This window comes from Bacillus cereus group sp. BcHK124 (genome assembly GCF_027712065.1).
GTDB lineage: Bacteria > Bacillota > Bacilli > Bacillales > Bacillaceae_G > Bacillus_A > Bacillus_A pacificus.
Genome location: NZ_JAQFPJ010000007.1, coordinates 104,008 through 123,775 on the forward strand (window position 1 = coordinate 104,008; position 19,768 = coordinate 123,775).

Below are 19,768 nucleotides of genomic sequence, written 5' to 3' on the forward strand. Positions count from 1 at the left end.
TTATATTATAATAGCTATATCAATTGTGATTGGAGTGTTATTGGATGCAAACAAAAAAAGTTTTTTTATATGTATTTAATACAATGTCGGACTGGGAATATGGATATTTAATTGCTGAACTAAACTCAGGAAGATATTTCAAAAAAGATTTAGCACCTTTAAAAGTAATTACAGTAGGAGCTAATAAAGAAATGATTACTACTATGGGAGGGCTGAGCATAAAACCAGATATTTCCCTTGATGAATGTACTCTTGAGAGTAAAGATCTTTTAATTTTACCAGGAGGGACTACTTGGGGTGAAGAAATTCATCAACCTATCTTAGAAAGAATTGGCCAAGCTTTAAAGCTTGGCACTATTGTTGCTGCAATTTGTGGTGCAACTGATGCCCTCGCGAATATGGGATACTTGGATACTAGAAAGCATACAAGTAATAACTTAGAATATACTAAAATGGTATGTCCTAACTATAAAGGAGAAAAGTTCTATGAGTTGGGATCTGCGGTATCTGATGCGAATTTAGTTACTGCATCAGGAATAGCTCCTCTGGAATTTGCAATGGAGGTACTGAAAAAAATAGATGTATTTACACCAGATACATTACATTCATGGTATAACCTAAATAAGACTCATAAACCTGAATACTTCTTCCAGTTAATGAATTCAATAAAAAAATGAAATAACTAAAAAGCCTAACTTCTCAATTTAATATGAAGAAATTAGGCTTTTTTCATTTAGTGATGAAACCCATTATTACATTTCGTATCATGCGGCATAGGCCCGTCCAGGGAATCCAGAAAGGCAACGGTCTGTTTGAGGTTTCGCAAAAATAAATGTGCGAGATCCATGGAAAATCCATTTCGAACCACAACGCGCATAATTGTCACAGATTCCATATCTGGAGGCAATGGATAGGCGGGTACTTGCCAACCGAACACACGTAATTGTCGAGATAAATCATAAAGATTCCAATTTGATGTGTAACCTTCTTTTAGTCGCCAAGCGAAAACCGGAATATCCGAGCCATCGGACAAAAGTTCGAATGGGTCCATCTTCTGAATGGCTTTGCTAAGAAAAAGAGCGACTTTCTGGGAAGCCCTTTGTACATCATAGTACCCACTTTTCCCCAAACGTAGGTAATTGTAATATTGTAGGAGCACTTGTGCGCCAGGACGAGAGAAATTCAGGGCAAAGGTTGGCATGTTCCCACCTAAATAGGAGACACGGAAGATTAGATCCTCAGGGAGATCTTCAGCTTCCCGCCAAATTATCCAACCCAATCCAGGATAGACTAATCCATATTTATGTCCGGATACATTGATGGACTTCACTCTCGGTAATTGAAAATCCCAGACTAAATCTGGTTGAAGAAACGGTGCTATAAATCCTCCTGAAGCTGCATCTACATGCATGGGAATGTCAAGACCCGTTCTCGCCTGTAAATCATCTAACGCTTTTGCAATTTCGGCAACCGGTTCATAAAGACCGGTATAAGTTTCACCGAGAATCGGTACCACACCAATCGTATTTTCATCCACGGCTGCGAGAACCCCCTGAGGATCCAATTGGGGATGTTCTGGGCTAACCTTCACATAGCGTGGTTCAACCTCCCAATAGTTCGCGAATTTTTCCCAAACGACCTGAACAGCCGAACTAAACACAATATTGGGACGATCCAACGGCTTCCCTTCACTTTTACGTGCATTTTGCCAGCGTCGCTTTAAAGCAAGCCCACCGAGCATACATGCTTCTGACGATCCAGTTGTTGAAACGCCCATAGTCGTAAGGGGGCTTGGCGAATGCCAGAGGTTGGCTAAGATACGGACACACCGCTCCTCAATTTCAGCTGTCTGTGGATATTCGTCCTTATCAATCATGTTCTTGTCGAATGATTTTGCATATAGTTGCTCTGCGGCAGGCTCCATCCATGTGCTAACGAATGTTGCAAGATTTAGGCGGGCGTTGCCATCAAGAGTAATTTCATCATGGACGATTTGATACGCTGTTTCTGGTAACATACCTTCATCAGATATATGAAAACGCGGAACGACGGATTCTCCTTCGCGGGCAAACAGAGGATTTACAGAAAATTCGTGAGGTAGCTCTTTTTGCATGTGACGCGGTAGAGATTGTGAATTATCTGGCATAATCTCTTTTCTTTCATATGCATGTTTTTGAACTTCTGCTTTTCGATCCTGTGGCATACAAGTCCCCCTTAATAAATTTTTTAACAAACATATTATTTACAAAAAATCATTTGTTAAACCAAGGGCACAATTCTAAAGAACGACTTCCCACACTCCTACTTTAGCTGAGTTTTCGCAACTTCGACCAGCGTGGGGTGATAGAACGTTGAAGATTTTACGGTTGCAACGTTTTTCTGCAACCAACCTCATATCTTCGGTTTTTAAAGAGCAATCTGTACAAGTAAATGATAGCAAACATGTTGGGCTATGCCAACTGACATTCATATCCCACCTACTTACTTCGCGTTCCTTGAGGAAGGAGTCTTTTTGGCTAAAGTGATAAATTTAATGAATTGGGTTCTTCCATTTTTCTTAAATGTAATCTTTGTGTGTATATTCTCAAATCAATACTTTTACCTTCATTATATTGATGATGAATAGATTAAAAATATTAATATCTGCGCATAATTCAGCCCTTGCTACTCTTAGTGTTTTTTTATTATACATGAGAGAAATAGAGAGAGGGTATTACGTGATTTTTTATATCAACTTTGTTTCTTAATTGTTTCTTCCATTTAATAGTACAAGTGATTTTATTAAAATGAAAGAAAAAAACTCTTGGGTAGAAGGGGGATTTAGTAAAAATTTATTCAAAGAGGAAACTTTTATTTTCACTTCAAATATCCGTACAAAATCGACACTAGCAATAAAGGAATAGTTATTTGATTTTTAGGGAATGTAGAGGAATTTGATGATTCTTATATATTTGTCGGGCCTTCTATTGCACAGCGTAAAGATGGAGATTCTTTTTCCTTAGAACAGGAGAAGGGAAAAGTTAATTTTTATTTCTATGGGAACAGTATTTAACCAGCAACCCAACTTTTATCAAACATGTTTTGCAACATTTTGAGGTATCCTGGTTACTGTCATATTAGTTGTAGGGGAACAAAATGATGTTAGTCAATTAGAAATTAGAAAATAATCCTTCTAATTTTAAGTTATATAATTACGTTCCTCAATTAGATATTCTCCAACATACTGATCTATTTATTACACGTGGAGGAATGAATAGTTCCAGTGAAAATTTATATTTTGGTGTTCCCATGCTAGTTATTCCAGTTATGGGAGGTCAGCCTATAGTTGCTCAAAGAATAAATAGAAGAATTAGAAGCCGGAGTCCAGCTAAATTATAATTTGCTTACTCCAGAAATATTAAGTAATACAGCAATGCAGGTGTTATCAAATGATATTTATACAAAAAACAGCTATAGAATCGGAAAATATTAAAAAAGCGATAGAGAATATAACAAGGCAGTCGATAAAATTGAAACCTTTAAATTTAAAATGGGTGTTAGGTAAAGCAAAACTACTGTGACTTTAAAAGTGAACTATAAAAATGAGTTATATGGAGGGAACAAAAATGAAGAATTTAGAACAAAAATATCAAGAAACTAACTATCTACAATCTTATGAGAAAAGTCTAAAATTATGGCCAACTAATTTTTCATCTTACTTTGTACAAACATCGCAAGGAAAGACTCATATTATTGAAAGTGGTAATAAATTAGCACAACCTCTCGTATTACTCCATGGGGCAAAAATGAGTTCGACAATGTGGTATTCAAATATTTTACAATGGAGTAAACAATTCAGAATTATGTGTGTTGATATTTTAGGAGATAAAAATAAAAGTATTCCTAAAAAAGACTTTACAAATCGTTTAAGTTACGCACTATGGTTAAAAGAAGTATTACATACATTAGAAATTAGTAGTACGAATATTGTAGGATTGTCATATGGTGCTTTGCATACCGTTAATTTCTTAACATTTTTTCCAGAGATGGTAAATAAGGCTGTAATAATGAGTCCTGCAGCAACGTATATTCCTTTTCATCCTTTGTTTTTTTCCTATGCTTCAGGAATGATGAATAGTAGGGAAGGGGTCGAGAAATTTTTAGATTGGATTTTTAATAAGCGATACACTATTCATCCTTTTATTCAAGAACAATTGATAGCAGGAATGATGCGGAATAATTCTGTGAAAAATGAAACTCCAACAGAACAAGGATTTCCATATATTTTTAAAAATCAAGAGTTGGCCAAAATTCAAACGCCAATGCTGTTAATGTTAGGAGAGAATGAAGTAATGTATAATCCAATAGAAGCTTTCAAATGTGCTGAAAATTCATCACCCAATTTAACTGTAGAATTGGTGAAAGATGTAGGCCATTTAATGTCTATGGAGAATCCTCAATATATAAATGATCGCATTTTAAAATTTTTTAATAAATAGGACAACCTCTAGTATTCCATTGCAGACGCTACATGGGGTAGCACCACATGCCCATCAACTTAACATTTTGAAGTGCCCCCAAAACGAAAATTTTATTGTTTTATAGTTATTTATGAGAACTCAACTCATGTTCTTCGTTTTGGGGAGTTACCAATTTCTTAAGTTGATGGCAATTGTGGTTAGTTTAAATCTTTGTATCCGCAATCATATTTGTTCACCAAATTGAGGTTTATCATAGGAATCGCATCATATGTCTGTCAACTTGGATTAGTACCAACGTTGCTATAATAAGGGAGAATGTAAATATTTTAAATAGTAGAGTTTTGAGTTCCGGAACTTTTTTTGTGGAGTTACTTCAAAATCTTAGCTTGCTAACGATGTGTGGCGATTCCTAATATCTGCATAATATTTAGTCATATATCTTTAGTATATTAATTTCTTGAGAAATATTGCAACAGAAGCGTTCTATATATTAGATATATCATTTTTGTAACATGAAGGGGCATAGAATAGTACGGTAAAGAGTAGGATTAATGTTAGGTCATTCAATAGTTATACTGATAGGGAGGAAATTAATGAAAAAACTAACTTTTAACGATTTGAACTCGCCGGAAACTATGCGTAATCCCATTATGTTCTATAAAAACCTTATGGAGCAAAAAGAGCGTTTCTTTCACATTGATGACTTTTATGGAATGGGAGGGGCATGGGTTGTATTTCACTATGATGATGTGGTTGCTATTTTAAAGGATTCCCGTTTTATCAAAGATTTACGAAAATTCACACCGCCTCATTATAAGCAGAATCCCATTGAGGAGAATACAGCAGTGAGTAAACTATTTGAATGGCTTATGAATATGCCGAATATGCTTACGGTAGATCCTCCTGATCATACTCGCCTACGTCGGCTAGTCTCTAAATCCTTCACACCACGTATGATTGAAGACCTTCGTCCTCGTATTCAGCAAATTGCCGACGAATTGTTGGATGTTGTACAGGAACAAAGAAAGATGGAAATTATTGCAGACTTTGCTTACCCACTACCCATTATTGTCATTTCAGAGATGCTTGGGATTCCCGTCACTGATCGAAATCAGTTTCGCGCATGGACACAAGAACTGATGAAGGCCTCAGTGGATCCTGGTCAAGGGACTGCAGTGACAGCAACACTTGAAAAGTTTATTAATTATATTGAAGTATTGTTTAACGAAAAACACCTAAATCCTAGTGATGATTTGATAAGCGCGCTAGTTCAAGCAAAAGAGCAAGAAGACAAGTTGAGTAAGAACGAGCTTCTTTCGACAATTTGGCTGCTTATTATCGCTGGACATGAAACAACAGTTAATCTAATTAGTAATGGTGTACTAGCGTTACTTCAACATCCTGAACAAATGAATTTACTAAGGCAAGATCCTTCTCTGCTGGCTTCCGCTGTCGACGAACTTTTACGCTATGCTGGTCCAATTATGTTTAGTAGCCGTTTTGCTAGTGAAGATGTGACAATACATGGAAATAGAATACGTAAAGGTGAATTGGTTCTACTCTCCCTGACTGCTGCAAATATTGATCCGAACATATTTCCTTATCCAGAGGAATTGAATATTTCACGGGAGGAGAATAACCATTTAGCCTTTGGGGCTGGTATACATCAATGTTTGGGAGCTCCATTGGCGCGTTTAGAAGGACAAATTGCATTAGACACTTTGTTAAAGAGGCTACCTAATCTCCGCCTAGCAATCGAAGCAGATCAATTGATTTATAACCATAGTAAAATTCGTTCCCTTGCAAGTCTACCAGTTATTTTCTAACCTAAGATCCGACATTAGTACCGATAGTGATTAAATTATATATAGTTTTGGAATAAAGGTTGATTAAAAGTACCTTATAAAACTCGATTTCAGATAAGGATATCGCCACATTGTTATAAAACTAAAAATTTATAGTACCCCAGAACAAAAAATTTATGTCATTTATAGAAAGAAGGTCATTCTTATCGTTTTGGGGATACTTCAAAATATTAAATTACTGGTGGTACTAGCCCTAAATAAATCCTAGATACTAGTGCTAATTAGTCTGTTTATTTTGCTTAACCAACACAGAGAATCATATTAATTCAAGCCCTCTATACTTCTCGACAGAATATATAATATTCTCCACGAGCCATTCGTACATCTGCACTATACAATGTATCTTTTAAAAAAAGTAATCGGTTTTGTTTTACTTTCAAACATTATTAGGCACACCAATATAAATAGTACCATTTTTTCATTCCGTAAATAATGTTAATGAAAAAGGTGAAAGGATTTTTAAAGTTAAAAATAGAAATCTATATAAGAGAATATTTCGATGGTAGGGATATTATGAAAATCGGTAAGTTTGGAGAAGTAAATAACTTAAGTATTGATACAATTAGACATTATATGGATCTTAGTCTCATTATTCCTGAAAAAAAGGGAGGGCACTATTTTTTTGATGAGTATTGTCAAACAGATTTAGAACTCATTTTACATTACAAAGATTTAGGATTTAGTTTGAATGAAATTAAAGAACTATTTTTTTATAAAAATTTAGCGAAATCTATGAATTACGAAAAAGATACCTTTTACCAATCTTTATTTAAACTGAAATTTGACAAGATGGAACAGGAAATAGAACTTTTGAAGAAGAAACGGGACAAATTAAAGGGAGTGTTACATGATTTATTATTAACAAACGAAACTTCTAATTCAATTATAGGGATAGATTTAAGTGTACTACATTTACTTACATGTTCTAAGTGTAGCGAAAAATTAATTCTTCAAGATGGAATTATTACTAACAATCAAATTACTGAGGGGAAGTTAATTTGTGATTGTGGTGAAGAATATATTATTACTTCAGGAATTATAACTGCGGGTAAATTATTTAAAGCAAATGAGCTGACGTCACTTGATGATACTATTTCGGATTATATTCATGAAACGGATACTGCTTTTTTAGAAAATATACAGAAGGGAGGAGAATGGGCGAAAAAGAAACTCATGCAGCTAGATTTAAATAATAAGATACTACTTGATTTAGGATCCGGCCTCGGATTCTTTTTACGGAATAGTTATGAAGAACTACCGGAAGATTGTTTATATATTGCTGTTGATCGAGATTTGAATAAACTTTTATTTTTAAAAGATGTAATTGAAAAAAGAAATCCTAAAAGAAACATTTTATTTATCTGTGCTGATTTTTTAAATATCCCTATTCAAAAAGATTCTGTTGATATTGTAATTGATCAGTCTGGTACAAGTAATTATAGTTTTGAACATGAGGCTTTTTTATTACACGAATTAAATTCGCTTTTTAAACACGATTGTTATTTATTAAGCTCATTTATTTTATTTAATAAATTCAGTATAAATAGCCAAATTACAACTAGATTTCGAGAGAATTTTAAACTTTCAAAAGTAATGAAAGAAATTCATAATCTAAGGTTTCAATCCATTGATGAACGAACGTCAAATTATTTGGAACGGGGCGGAAAATACGAGGATTTCTTTGTTCAAGGAGAAGAAATTTATACATATTCATTTTTCGGAAAAAGATGGGGTTAACCCCATCTTTTATTTATTTTCCCTTCAAACTTTTCAAATCGTACATATTGCGATTGGGTTGACCCGAGAACTTACAATGTACGTAACACAAAATTAGGCAGGGGGAAAAGTTATGGCAAGTTTACGATTACATATGGAAAATAAAAAAAGAAACCTGGAACTAAGAAATGTTTTTTTATATTCAATCGCAAAAACAGTATCACTATTCGGTAGCTCTATTTATAGTTTTGCATTAGGATTGTATGTTTTACAAATAACCGGATCAGCGTTAAATTTCGCGATTACGCTCATATTAGGAACAATTCCAATGATTGTTATGAATCCATTTGCCGGTGTAATTGCTGATAAGGTTGATAAAAAGAAACTCATCGTTTGTATGGATTTACTAAGTGGCTGCTTATTAATAGCTGTTTATATATTAAGTAGCCATTATGGATTAAACTTATTTATTATTTATACTACAACCTTTCTTATGACAGTATTTACAACATTTTTTGGAATAGGGTTAGAGGCTGCAAAACCAAATATCGTCTCTAAAGAGAGACTAATGAGTCTTAACTCTATAAGTAAAATTATCGACTCTATATCTTTAATTCTAGGACCTATGTTAGGAGGCATTGTTTTTGCAGTCTTTGATATGAAAACTTTTATAATTATTAATGGTATTTCATTTATCCTTTCGGCTATATCCATATTGTTTATAAACTTTAAATTATGTGAGCAATACATAAATGAGGAATGTTCAATTAGAGAAATTAAATTTATTAAAGATATAAAGGAGGGATACTCTTACTTAATGGAGCGGGAAAGCTTAAAAAATACGTTTTGTATTTTAATTTCACTTAATTTCTTCTTAGGGTTTGCTGTAACTGTTCCATTGCCATACATTATTAATACAGTTCTCAATCTTAGCTCTAAACAATTTGGTATGATTCAAGGGACTTTTCCAGTAGGGATGATAATTGGTGCAATGGTAGTAAAAAAGATAACTGATCGTTTTTCTTACTCCTATCTTTTGAAAAAGCTAAGTTCTATGTTGTCAGTTATTATGATTATTTCAGGGATTCCAGTTTTATTCAAAAGCTTCGAAGTGAATGATTTTGTATTCGTTATTACGTATTGCGTTATTATGTTCTTTTTAGGGCTAATGATAGCATTAATTGATATCCCTTTAATTTATTTTATGCAAAGAGAGATTCCAGATGAATATAGGGGCAGAGTGCTTAGTATTGGATTAAGCATAGGTAAAATGATGCAGCCGATAGCACTGGCATTATCAGGTCTATTATTAAATCATATTCCAGCCTACACGCTTCCAATTGGAGGAGGGATCGTATTTCTTATTTTGAATCAGGCTTACTCAAATAAATTGAATTTAGAAATTCATTCAAAAGGGTATAGTGTTGAACGTAATTAAATAATATCGAAAAAGCGCAGGATGATAATCCTGCGCTTGTCTATCGTAATTCAGCTGTTTTTCTAATAACAATCTTATCAATATCATCTTCTTCATCACCAATAAATAACCCGCGTTCTTTTAAATACGCTTCAAAATATAAATCTGCTTCTGCACGTTCATCATATGGTTTTACAGATAGAACGAAACCTAATTTGTTTTGTTCCTCTAGATGAGAAGTGGAAATGTATGCCGGTACATTGTGGCGTAAAAAGAGTTCTTTAACCGGAATAATCATATCTTTCATTAATTTCGTTAACATACCCATTTCAAACTCGAAATTAAAGCGATCTATACTACATAAATCGGCGAATACTACACCGATAAAACCTGTATTAAATACTTCTTGATATTCTACGTCTTCGTCATGATTACCGTAAAAATTCTTTTCGATTAAATAATTTACAAAATAAGCAACACCGTCACTTTGTTCAAATGGTTTCGTTGAAAGAACAAAGCCGATTTTCTTTTGTTTATGTAAATATACACATGACATATATGCTGAAATATTATGTTCTTTAAATAAAGAACTTGTTGCTCCAGAGAGACCATCTAATACGTGATGAACAATTTGAAGTTTTTTACGAGCGAAATAATAGGATTTCTTTTGTAACTCCAATGTATCAATAAAGACAGAGCCGATAAAGCCTGTATTTGAAATAATAGGTGTTTGCTTTTTTCTTCCTCTGCGCTTTGCTTGAGCCATTGTAAAAATCATCCCTTCATGTACAAGTAAGTTTAAAAAGAACGTTTGTTCGTATGTTTATATTTTACTATTAAAACGCTCTAAAGTAAAGGGTTTTTGAAGAAAAAAACAACAAAAAAGACACCTGCAAAAGGTGCCTTAAACGCTGTAGGGAAGAGGGTTCATCCATACAATTTATATTATGACACAGAAACAATCTCTTCTGTATCTTCTACATCTAAATGACAGTCCATAGTACGAACATCTTGATCTTCATGACTTCCGAAATAAATAGTAATTTTCATATGTATCGCTCCTTTATTCTAGGAATACCTAAAATAATTACTAGTAATGTTAATATTTATTATATACCACTTTTTTCATTCCGACAACGTTATATCGTTTTTTATTCTTTTAGGGCGCAAAGAGTGATGTAAAGAGATATTTTTATAGAAATAGGTGCATTTCTTATATGTTATATTTAATACTGAAGTATTCGATTACAAATATTATGAAAGGAGAAAAATGAATGAATTTTAAACAGTTACTAATAGATAATTTTACATATAAAACTTCATATATTGCACGGCAGGCACAGGGAATGAATGTAAAAGAAACGAAGGATTACATTGCTGTCGACTGTGGTTTACCTGCAGATACATTTAATATCATTACTTTACTAAACAATAATGTAACGGAAGATATCGAGAAATTATATAAGGAGGTAGCATACTATAATCAAAAGAAATATCCAATGAGTGTTTGGTTTTGGGACGAGAAGCTAGAGGATACTATAAAGAATGAATTAATAAAGCTTGGATTAAAAGAAACAGAACAAAATATCGCGATGGTAGCAAACTTACATACAATACATCCAACAACAAACTTGCCAGAAGGTTTTACGATACAAAAAGCATCTTCATCAGAACAAATTAAAAAGTTTGGAGAAGCGTTAGCTAGTCTATTTGGTACATCAGAGGAAGGTATATATGTACAAGCATTCTACAATCAAACTACTTCTTTCCATTTATGGAATAGTGAAAATATGAAACTGTACTTAGGGTTTTATAAAAATGAAGTCGTATCGGTTGGTTCATTAGTGTGTACAAAAGATAGTATTGGTATTTATGATATAGCAACGAAAGAAGAAATGAGAGGAAAAGGATTTGGTTCTACTATGTTTCATTACTTGCTGCAAGAAGCAAAGGAATTAAACGTTGCTCAATGCGTATTACAAGCTTCACCTGATGGGATTAATATTTATAAAAAGGCTGGTTTTCAATCTGTTGGACAAATGACTGTATTTGAAAATCGACATTTATTTGAATAAATTATCCAAGCCAAATTGCTTTCATGTAGGAGTTAATACATCATTATGAAAAAGATATATATCGTTACAATACTTTGCATCTTTATAGTAATAGGTACTTTTGTTTTTCATAAAGTAAATGAACGTAAGTACACAAAAGCTATTAATCAATCGAATCATATAAAAAACATTGCACATAGAGGGGCTTCGGCGTATGCACCGGAACATACAATTGCTGCGTATAAATTGGGACAACAATTAAAAGGCGATTATATAGAAATAGATCTCCAAATGACAAAAGACGGATATTTAGTAGCTATGCATGATGAAACATTAAATCGTACTACAAATGGTACAGGACTAGTTAAGGAACATACATTAGAAGAAATAAAGCAACTAAATGCAGGCTCTACTTACAATAAAAAGTATCCAAATTTAGCAAAGAAAGAATATGAAAATGCTAAAGTTCCAACACTCGAAGAAGTAATTGAAGTGTTTGGGCATGACGCGAACTATTATATTGAAACCAAATCACCTGATGAATATCCAGGAATGGAAGAAAAGTTATTAGAAATTATTAATCACTATGAAATACAGGATAAAGTTATTATTCAATCATTTAGTGAAGAAAGTTTGCAAAAGCTACATAGTTTACATGTTAATATGCCCCTGGTGCAATTATTATCCTATAAGAAGGCAGTTCAATTAACTGAATTAGAGATAAAAAAGTATAAAACATATTGCATTGGTCTTGGAATGAACTATAAATATATTGATTCAGCTTACGTAAAGAAAATAAAGAAACACGGATTAGAAGTTCATCCATTTGCTGTAGATAATGAACAAGATATGAAAAAGTTACTTTTATGGGGAGTTGACGGGATGTTTACGAATTATCCGGATCGTTTACATTCCGTTTTGAAGTTAAAAAATTCATGAATTAAAAGTAGAATTCTTAAAGGAATAATGTAAGAGGTGATTAAAAAACGATGCAAGGATCCATCGTTATTCAATAATAGTTCGTCATCCAGATAATAACATCATTAAATACATAGAGCCGACATTAAAATGAAATCCGAAAAAGAATCCAATACTTTTATTGGATTCTTTTTATTTAGCTCTAAGTGATTAACTTAAAGCAATACGACCTTCAATTTATAAATAAAATATTACATTGAGTATGATTTTTCATAGTAATCATCAGAAAGTAACGAAAATGTAATGAATTTTAACTACGCTTTTTATATTTTTTTGATACACTGGCTACGAGAGGAATACCGATCAATGTAGGTAAAAACCAAAACCATATAGGTGGTAGTAAATTAATTAAGGGGATATGAATACCGACGTTTACTAAAAGTGCGGTTACCGCACCTATATAAGAACCTAACATACCTCTAATATGGTGGTGGATCCAATTTTTCCAGCGTTTTTTTCGTGCAAGGTAGCCATAAATCGCGAAAGCATAAGAGAAAATTGCTACATAAAATAAATATGCGATTTTATCCCAGTTTATAATGGATAATATAATTGCAGTAAGGGTAATGACAACATAGGATGCATGATATATTTCGCCCCATTCCGTATGTTTCCCTTTCTTCTTTTGAGCAACCATCGCCACAATACCGGTAATTAAACATATTGTTCCAAATAAAATGTGGATGGTTAAAAGAACATTGAAAATGCTCATAATAATTCCTCCTTTTTTATTTTTATAGTATTGCAGTATAGGAGAAAAGTTGAAACATATCTTTTGTTCGTCTTAATATATTGAAATAAAGGTACTCTTAGAACAAATTTTCTTGAATTTAGTGAGTCACGTATTACGTGAAATGAAGGAGAGACTTCCATGTTTACATCTATTACATATTTACAATCAGGGAATGACAAGCAACAAAAGGTTTATGATGTTTTGAATAAACTAAACATCATGGAGGATTTAGCTTTGTATAGTCCCGTTCTTTGCGGGACTATACCTATAAGAATTGATACGCTTCAATCTGACTTAGATATAGTAATGGAAGTACATAACTTTGATGTTTTTGAACAAGAAATGAGATCTTTATATGGTTCTTATGAAGGATTCAAAATAAAAAAGAAAAAAATTAAAAATATCGAATCAATAAAGATGAATTTTAAATTTGAAGGTTTTGATTTTGAATTATTTGCCCAACCTAAGCCAGTGCGTAATCAAAATGCGTATAGACATATGATAGTAGAACACATGTTATTAATGCAGCATCCACATATAAGAGAAGAAATTATTCGCTTAAAAGAGAACGGTTTAAAAACAGAACCTGCTTTTGCTCAAGTATTAAATATTGACGGAGATCCTTATGAAGGACTTATTTTATTAGGGCAGGAAATGAGATTGTGGTAATGTATAGTGATAATAAAGTTATTGAATTTTGATTAAAAAAGATAAGAGCCTTACTACATTCTATATGCAGCAAGGCTCTTTAAAGTTGTTTCAAATTATATCCATCTGCTTATGTAATGCTTAAAAAATGAATAATAAAGTTGTTTACTTCTTATTAAACTAACGCCCCCGTTACTTTAAGTGTAACTCTTCACAATTATTTGATATTATATAGATAAATAGAAATATAAATCAGAATTTAGTTTATAGTTATAAAAATAAGTTATTTATACCCTTATAATTCTTCAGAAAGGAGAGTGTATGAAAAAGACTCTTGTTTTTGTATTAACGATATTTATATTATTCTCAGGATTCGCAACACAAAGTTATGCGTTGTCAGATTCGAAATCTGTGGCAATACAAGCATTGCTAGATGATGCCTGTCGTACGTCAGGTGTGCCTGGAATGTCACTCTCAATACTTGCTGATGGTGAAGTGTTCTACTTTTCTTCTGGGTATGCAGATCTTGAAAAGGGACTGTCTGCAAGTGAAAATACACTCTATGAGTTGGCCTCGGTGAGTAAAGCTTTTACTGGTATGGGGATTTTGCTATTGGAAGAGCAAGGGCTGCTATCAATGACTGACCCTATCCAAAAATATTTACCTTGGTTTACGTTAAAGTATCAAGGTAAACCTGTTGATATGCAAAACCTTACACTAAATAACTTTCTTCACCATACCAGCGGCCTAACAAATATTAGACATACTCAAAATATTCCACAAGGTAATACGCCTGATATGTTGCAAAAGACTGTGGAAACGCTGGTAGATGCAGAATTGGCGTTCTCTCCCGGTGAACAATATAACTATGGAACCGTTAATTATGACGTATTGGGTTTGGTTATTGAGATTGTATCACGACAAAGCTATGAAGACTTTATGAAGGAACAGGTATTTCTACCCTTAGGTCTTCACCAGACGTATGTTTATAAAGAAGATGCTCAAGCCACTGGACAGTTAGCACAGGGCTACCGTTCTTCCTTTTTTATAACAACTCCATTTAACGCTCCGGATTATGCTGGGAATAAACCTGCCGGCTATATCATTTCTAATACAAAAGATATGGCGCGTTGGATGGGCATACAGATGGGTATCGTGCAGGACATACCCGAAATATTTCACAGGGCCATCGAAAAATCCCATAGGGGTGATATGTCTGTTTCGGCTGTCAATGATATGTATTATGCGGCAGGTTGGTCGGTAAACGCCGAACAAACGTTTATAGAACACACTGGGGGTAATCCAAATTTTAGTACCAAAGTAGCCATACTGCCAAATGAAAGAACAGCCATCTGCTTACTGAGCAACGGCGCAAATACCAATATAAACCTGGTACTAAAAGTTAAAAATATATTAAACGGCAATCTAGCTCAGTCATATGAGATAAGCGGCACACAGCTTTTGGACATCATTTTGTCGTCTACCACAATTATTCTTTGTCTATTAGCCGTTCTGTTATTTTTCTTAGGATTAAGAAAAAGGAAAACGAATGAGCAGCAGCCGATGACAAAAAAGAGAACAATCGTAACAATTATTTTCCTAATCGCTACGATTGCCCAGTGTATAATGTTTTTTGCCTTCGATTGGTCAACGATACTTATTTGGCAAACATATAGTGTTCTTACAGCTTTAATTTCGTCAACATTATTAACAGCAAGCATTACTTGGTTTGTATATACTCACCGATTAGATGCCTCGGTCCGAAAATAAGTATAATATTAAGTAAATAAATCCTAATTTATCGATATTCTTAATTTAAAAAACAGAAGACACTTCTCCTAGTTAAAACCACTTGCTATTTCTTCCACTAACCTGCCTCGTTAGTAGAAGAAGGATTTTTAAACAACTATATTATTTTTTAAATGACTTTATTGTAAATTAAACAACTTTATTATCTCTGTACAGGTAAATAAGATATACAAAAACTCCTCCATAGAAAAAGAGGAGTTTTTGTTATGCCATTAGCTTACGAATTAATTCACTTAACAATTTAATCCCGTTAGTGATTTGTTCAGGGGAAGCATATCCATACGATAAACGTATGTACTGATCTGATTCTTCTTCATAAATACGTCCTGGGTTTAAAAGAACTCCTTTTGATAGTGCCTCTGAAAATAATTTCTTCATCGGAATGCTAGGTACTACCTTTAGCCATATAAAAAATCCACCACTAGGAATATCCCACGTTGCAACATCTGCACAATACTCATTTAAAGCCCGTATCATGATTTGTCTTCGTTCTTTTAGTTGAATTCTTACGTTTGCAACATGTTCCTCATAAAAACCTTTATTTATCCATTCAGCAGCAACTCTTTGAGATAATGAACTCGATCCATAGTCTGTTTGCATTTTTATATCTGACAATCTATCAATAACTGGTTGCGGTCCAATAATCCATCCAATTCTAAGTCCTGGGCTAAGTGTTTTAGATAGGCTACTAATATATAATACATGTCCATGTTTATCTATCGACTTTAAAGGGACTGGAGGTGGTTCATCAATCCATAACTCGCGGTAAATATCATCTTCAATAATAGGTAACTGTTCCTTTTCACATATTTTTATTATTTCTTTTCTTCGCTCTTTAGACATTAATATCCCTGTTGGGTTTTGAAAACTAGGGATAGAATATAAAATGTTTTTCTTTTTACTATATTTAATGTGTTTTGATAATTCGTTAGGTAAAACACCGTGATGATCCATAGCTATACCAGATAAATTTATATTTGCTGATTGAAATACATGAAGCGAATATAAGTATGAAGGTTGTTCAAGTAAAACGATGGACTCTCTATGTAAAAGACCAATTGATATTAATTGCAATGCTTGTAATGCACCCGAGACGATTAATATAGAACTCGGTGACGTATGTATTCCGAATGATTTTACGTATTTACTTATTGCTTCACGTAACGGATAAAACCCTTTTTGTTCCTCATATCCAAAATAATCTAATTCCTCCAGGTGGTGGATTCGTTGCTAATAATGACCATGTATTATTCGTTACAATTGTTCCTGCTCCAATTTTCCCTTGAATCAATCCATCAGCCATAAGTTCATCTAGTGCAGTTATTACAGTACTACGATTTACTTGAAATGATTTTGCTAACTGCCTTTGACTAGGGATCTTACTTCCAATTGGCCATTCTCCATTTTCAATTTTTTCTTTCATATAATCTACTATCTGCCGATACTTAGGCAGTTTTTTACTAGTTGTCATCAAAAAACTCCTTCGTTCACTTGAAAAATACCAAGTGGTTGGTTTTTACGATAAAAAACTGGTTGAAGACATTGTATCAACTATTAAATATGATGAAAAGAAATAATTGGTAATTTAAAAATGGTTGGTTTATTAGGGAGGGAGAAACAACATGCATAATAAAAAATGGGATTTACGCATTATATGTGCTCATGCTTTTACGATTCTTATATGGGGATCTGCTTTTCCGGCAATTCGCATGGGGCTTGAATCTTATACACCTGAGCATCTAACTTTACTACGTTTATTAATTGCTTCATTTATACTTCTTTTGTTTTCCTTTAAATATAAGTTACGGCTACCGGATTTAAAGGATATCCCAGCAATTTTTATATTTGGTGCTTTAGGATTTACTTTTTATCACATCGCATTAAACTACGGCGAAAAAACAGTAAATGCTGGGTCTGCAAGCTTAATTGTTTCCGTCACACCTATTGTAACGGCAATTCTTGCTTCTATTTTTTTGAACGAAAAAATGAAATTAAACGGTTGGATCGGTGGTGTAATTAGTTTTATAGGAATTGCTCTCATATCATTTAGCCAAGGAGATGCTATTCAATTAAATAGTGGGGGATTTTTTATACTATTAGCAGCAATTTCAGAAAGCTTATATTTTGTTTTCCAAACTTCTTACTTAAAAAAGTACGGCTTCTTACCATTTACGATATATACAATTCTATCTAGTACGGTATGTATGCTTATTTTCTTACCTGGAATGTATACAGAAATACTAGCAGCTCCTCTTGAAGTGAATATGAGTGTTATATATTTAGGTTTATTTCCAACAGTACTCCCATATATCGCATTGGCTTATATCATATCTCATTCTGGTGCTTCTGAAGCAACAAGTTCTCTATATTTAACGCCAATAACTGCATGTTTCGTTGCTTGGATATGGTTAGGAGAAGTACCGACTTTTGTTTCAATAATTGGTGGGGGGATTACTATACTTGGAATTTTGATTGTTCATATACCAGTATTAAGAAAAGAAAAACATAGGAATTTAGCAAATGATCAATCCGTATAATGTAATTCAATCATAATTTTATGATACTTTTTTATATAGTTTCTTTCTTATGTTGATAAATATAATATTTTGTATTTCAGTTAAATATTGTATGTTACATTTTATGTAGTAAGCATTTTAAAAGGAGCTGACAACATAATGGATGGAAAAAGAAAAATTTTCACATGTATTTCTATTATAGGAATCGGACTAGCTAGTTTTTCTAATTCTAGTCTCGCAGCAATTGTAACGGACAATTCAGTACAAAATTCTATTCCCGTAGTTAGTCAACAAGTAGCTGCTGCAAAGGAAATGAAACCCTTTCCCCAGCAAGTTAATTATGCAGGTGTTATAAAACCGAATCATGTTACACAGGAAAGTTTAAATGCTTCTGTAAGAAGTTACTACGATAATTGGAAAAAGAAATATTTGAAAAATGATTTATCTTCTTTACCTGGTGGTTATTACGTAAACGGAGAGATTACGGGCGATGCGGATGGATTTAAGCCACTTGGAACTTCAGAAGGTCAAGGGTATGGGATGATAATTACAGTATTAATGGCTGGTTATGATTCGAATGCTCAAAAAATCTATGACGGTTTATTTAAAACAGCAAGAACTTTTAAAAGCTCTCAAAATCCTAATTTAATGGGATGGGTTGTCGCAGATAGTAAAAAAGCACAAGGTCATTTTGATTCTGCTACTGATGGGGATTTAGATATTGCCTATTCTCTTCTTCTTGCTCATAAGCAGTGGGGATCTAATGGAACAGTTAATTATTTGAAAGAAGCACAAGACATGATTACAAAAGGTATTAAAGCTAGTAATGTTACAAATAATAACCGACTAAATTTAGGAGATTGGGATTCTAAAAGTTCACTTGATACGAGACCATCTGATTGGATGATGTCACATCTTAGAGCATTTTATGAATTTACAGGTGATAAAACTTGGCTTACTGTTATTCATAATTTGTACGATGTTTATACGCAATTTAGTAATAAATACTCTCCCAATACAGGACTTATTTCAGATTTCGTTGTAAAAAACCCACCACAACCCGCACCTAAAGACTTCTTAGATGAGTCAGAATATACAAATGCATATTATTACAATGCTAGTCGAGTACCTTTAAGAATTGTAATGGACTATGCGATGTACGGTGAGAAGCGAAGTAAAGTCATTTCTGATAAAGTATCTTCATGGATTCAAAATAAGACGAATGGAACTCCTTCTAAAATTGTGGATGGTTATCAATTAAACGGATCCAATATTGGTAGTTATCCAACTGCTGTATTTGTGTCACCGTTTATTGCTGCAAGTATAACAGATAGTAATAATCAAAAGTGGGTAAATAGCGGTTGGGATTGGATGAAGAATAAGAGAGAAAGCTATTTTAGTGATAGTTATAATTTATTAACTATGTTATTTATTACAGGAAATTGGTGGAAACCTGTACCTGATAATAAAAAGACACAAAATCAAATAAATGATGCAATTTATGATGGATACGATAATTAATTAAATTTGAGAATGGTTAATTAAAAAGGAATTAGCATACGCTAGTTCCTT

At 33.2% G+C, this 19,768-nt stretch carries 15 protein-coding genes and 2 pseudogenes; 12 read left to right on the forward strand and 5 right to left on the reverse strand.

The window, feature by feature from the left end; all coding sequences use genetic code 11:
• Window positions 1-44 precede the first annotated feature (44 nt).
• Window positions 45-677 (forward strand): type 1 glutamine amidotransferase family protein, encoded by a 633-nt coding sequence (locus PDK19_RS13560; protein ID WP_049111347.1) that lies wholly within the window; start codon window positions 45-47, stop codon window positions 675-677.
• A 56-nt stretch (window positions 678-733) separates the two neighbouring features.
• Here PDK19_RS13560 and PDK19_RS13565 read toward each other — a convergent pair whose 3' ends face one another.
• On the reverse strand, window positions 734-2,203 hold the full coding sequence (locus PDK19_RS13565; protein WP_001135423.1) for a glutamate decarboxylase: 1,470 nt from the start codon (window positions 2,201-2,203) through the stop codon (window positions 734-736).
• Between the two features lie 1,007 nt (window positions 2,204-3,210).
• Between PDK19_RS13565 and PDK19_RS27300 the strand changes: the two genes are divergently transcribed.
• The 3 genes from PDK19_RS27300 to PDK19_RS13580 all read left to right on the forward strand — a co-directional run bounded on the left by PDK19_RS27300 (window position 3,211) and on the right by PDK19_RS13580 (window position 6,286).
• The gene (locus PDK19_RS27300; protein ID WP_318825955.1) at window positions 3,211-3,378 is read left to right on the forward strand and encodes a glycosyltransferase; all 168 of its coding nucleotides are present in this window, start codon (window positions 3,211-3,213) and stop codon (window positions 3,376-3,378) included.
• Window positions 3,379-3,605: 227 nt separating this feature from the next.
• The gene (locus PDK19_RS13575) at window positions 3,606-4,478 is read left to right on the forward strand and encodes an alpha/beta fold hydrolase (protein WP_014893674.1); all 873 of its coding nucleotides are present in this window, start codon (window positions 3,606-3,608) and stop codon (window positions 4,476-4,478) included.
• Between the two features lie 575 nt (window positions 4,479-5,053).
• Window positions 5,054-6,286 (forward strand): cytochrome P450 family protein, encoded by a 1,233-nt coding sequence (locus PDK19_RS13580; protein ID WP_270707316.1) that lies wholly within the window; start codon window positions 5,054-5,056, stop codon window positions 6,284-6,286.
• Window positions 6,287-6,600: 314 nt separating this feature from the next.
• Here the strand turns inward: PDK19_RS13580 and PDK19_RS27420 are convergent.
• Window positions 6,601-6,712: pseudogene (locus tag PDK19_RS27420) on the reverse strand (DUF4318 domain-containing protein); the annotation flags it as partial.
• Between the two features lie 126 nt (window positions 6,713-6,838).
• Between PDK19_RS27420 and PDK19_RS13585 the strand changes: the two are divergent.
• Together PDK19_RS13585 and PDK19_RS13590 are read left to right on the forward strand one after the other, a co-directional pair.
• Entirely contained in the window at window positions 6,839-8,062 is a 1,224-nt protein-coding gene (locus tag PDK19_RS13585) for a methyltransferase domain-containing protein (RefSeq protein WP_270707318.1), read from the forward strand.
• Between the two features lie 112 nt (window positions 8,063-8,174).
• Window positions 8,175-9,479: an MFS transporter gene (locus PDK19_RS13590; protein ID WP_242293572.1), complete on the forward strand. Its 1,305-nt coding sequence runs from the start codon at window positions 8,175-8,177 to the stop codon at window positions 9,477-9,479.
• 40 nt (window positions 9,480-9,519) lie between these two features.
• Here the strand turns inward: PDK19_RS13590 and PDK19_RS13595 are convergent, their stop codons facing one another.
• Entirely contained in the window at window positions 9,520-10,236 is a 717-nt protein-coding gene (locus PDK19_RS13595) for a hypothetical protein (protein WP_002021581.1), read from the reverse strand.
• Between the two features lie 496 nt (window positions 10,237-10,732).
• Here PDK19_RS13595 and PDK19_RS13600 point away from each other — a divergent pair, with 496 nt between their 5' ends.
• Both PDK19_RS13600 and PDK19_RS13605 read left to right on the forward strand, forming a co-directional pair.
• Window positions 10,733-11,533 carry a GNAT family N-acetyltransferase gene (locus PDK19_RS13600; RefSeq protein WP_270707322.1) on the forward strand — a complete coding sequence of 267 codons (801 nt, stop codon included), beginning with the start codon at window positions 10,733-10,735 and terminating at the stop codon, window positions 11,531-11,533.
• A 45-nt stretch (window positions 11,534-11,578) separates the two neighbouring features.
• Window positions 11,579-12,451, forward strand: a complete 873-nt coding sequence (locus PDK19_RS13605; protein ID WP_270707323.1) for a glycerophosphodiester phosphodiesterase — start codon at window positions 11,579-11,581, stop codon at window positions 12,449-12,451.
• Between the two features lie 289 nt (window positions 12,452-12,740).
• Here PDK19_RS13605 and PDK19_RS13610 read toward each other — a convergent pair whose 3' ends face one another.
• Window positions 12,741-13,202 carry a DUF2306 domain-containing protein gene (locus PDK19_RS13610; RefSeq protein WP_000021777.1) on the reverse strand — a complete coding sequence of 154 codons (462 nt, stop codon included), beginning with the start codon at window positions 13,200-13,202 and terminating at the stop codon, window positions 12,741-12,743.
• Window positions 13,203-13,361: 159 nt separating this feature from the next.
• On the opposite strand from PDK19_RS13610, the gene PDK19_RS13615 reads away from it, so the two are divergent.
• Both PDK19_RS13615 and PDK19_RS13620 read left to right on the forward strand, forming a co-directional pair.
• The gene (locus tag PDK19_RS13615; protein ID WP_074615619.1) at window positions 13,362-13,892 is read left to right on the forward strand and encodes a DUF4269 domain-containing protein; all 531 of its coding nucleotides are present in this window, start codon (window positions 13,362-13,364) and stop codon (window positions 13,890-13,892) included.
• A gap of 300 nt (window positions 13,893-14,192) precedes the next feature.
• Window positions 14,193-15,641 carry a serine hydrolase domain-containing protein gene (locus PDK19_RS13620; RefSeq protein ID WP_270707325.1) on the forward strand — a complete coding sequence of 483 codons (1,449 nt, stop codon included), beginning with the start codon at window positions 14,193-14,195 and terminating at the stop codon, window positions 15,639-15,641.
• A gap of 243 nt (window positions 15,642-15,884) precedes the next feature.
• Here the strand turns inward: PDK19_RS13620 and PDK19_RS13625 are convergent.
• Window positions 15,885-17,154: pseudogene (locus tag PDK19_RS13625) on the reverse strand (aminotransferase-like domain-containing protein).
• Between the two features lie 148 nt (window positions 17,155-17,302).
• Here PDK19_RS13625 and PDK19_RS13630 point away from each other — a divergent pair.
• Together PDK19_RS13630 and PDK19_RS13635 are read left to right on the forward strand one after the other, a co-directional pair.
• Complete coding sequence (locus PDK19_RS13630; RefSeq protein ID WP_074615449.1) at window positions 17,303-18,217, forward strand: DMT family transporter; 915 nt, start codon at window positions 17,303-17,305, stop codon at window positions 18,215-18,217.
• Between the two features lie 138 nt (window positions 18,218-18,355).
• Window positions 18,356-19,717 carry a glycosyl hydrolase family 8 gene (locus tag PDK19_RS13635; protein ID WP_139865728.1) on the forward strand — a complete coding sequence of 454 codons (1,362 nt, stop codon included), beginning with the start codon at window positions 18,356-18,358 and terminating at the stop codon, window positions 19,715-19,717.
• Window positions 19,718-19,768 lie beyond the last annotated feature (51 nt).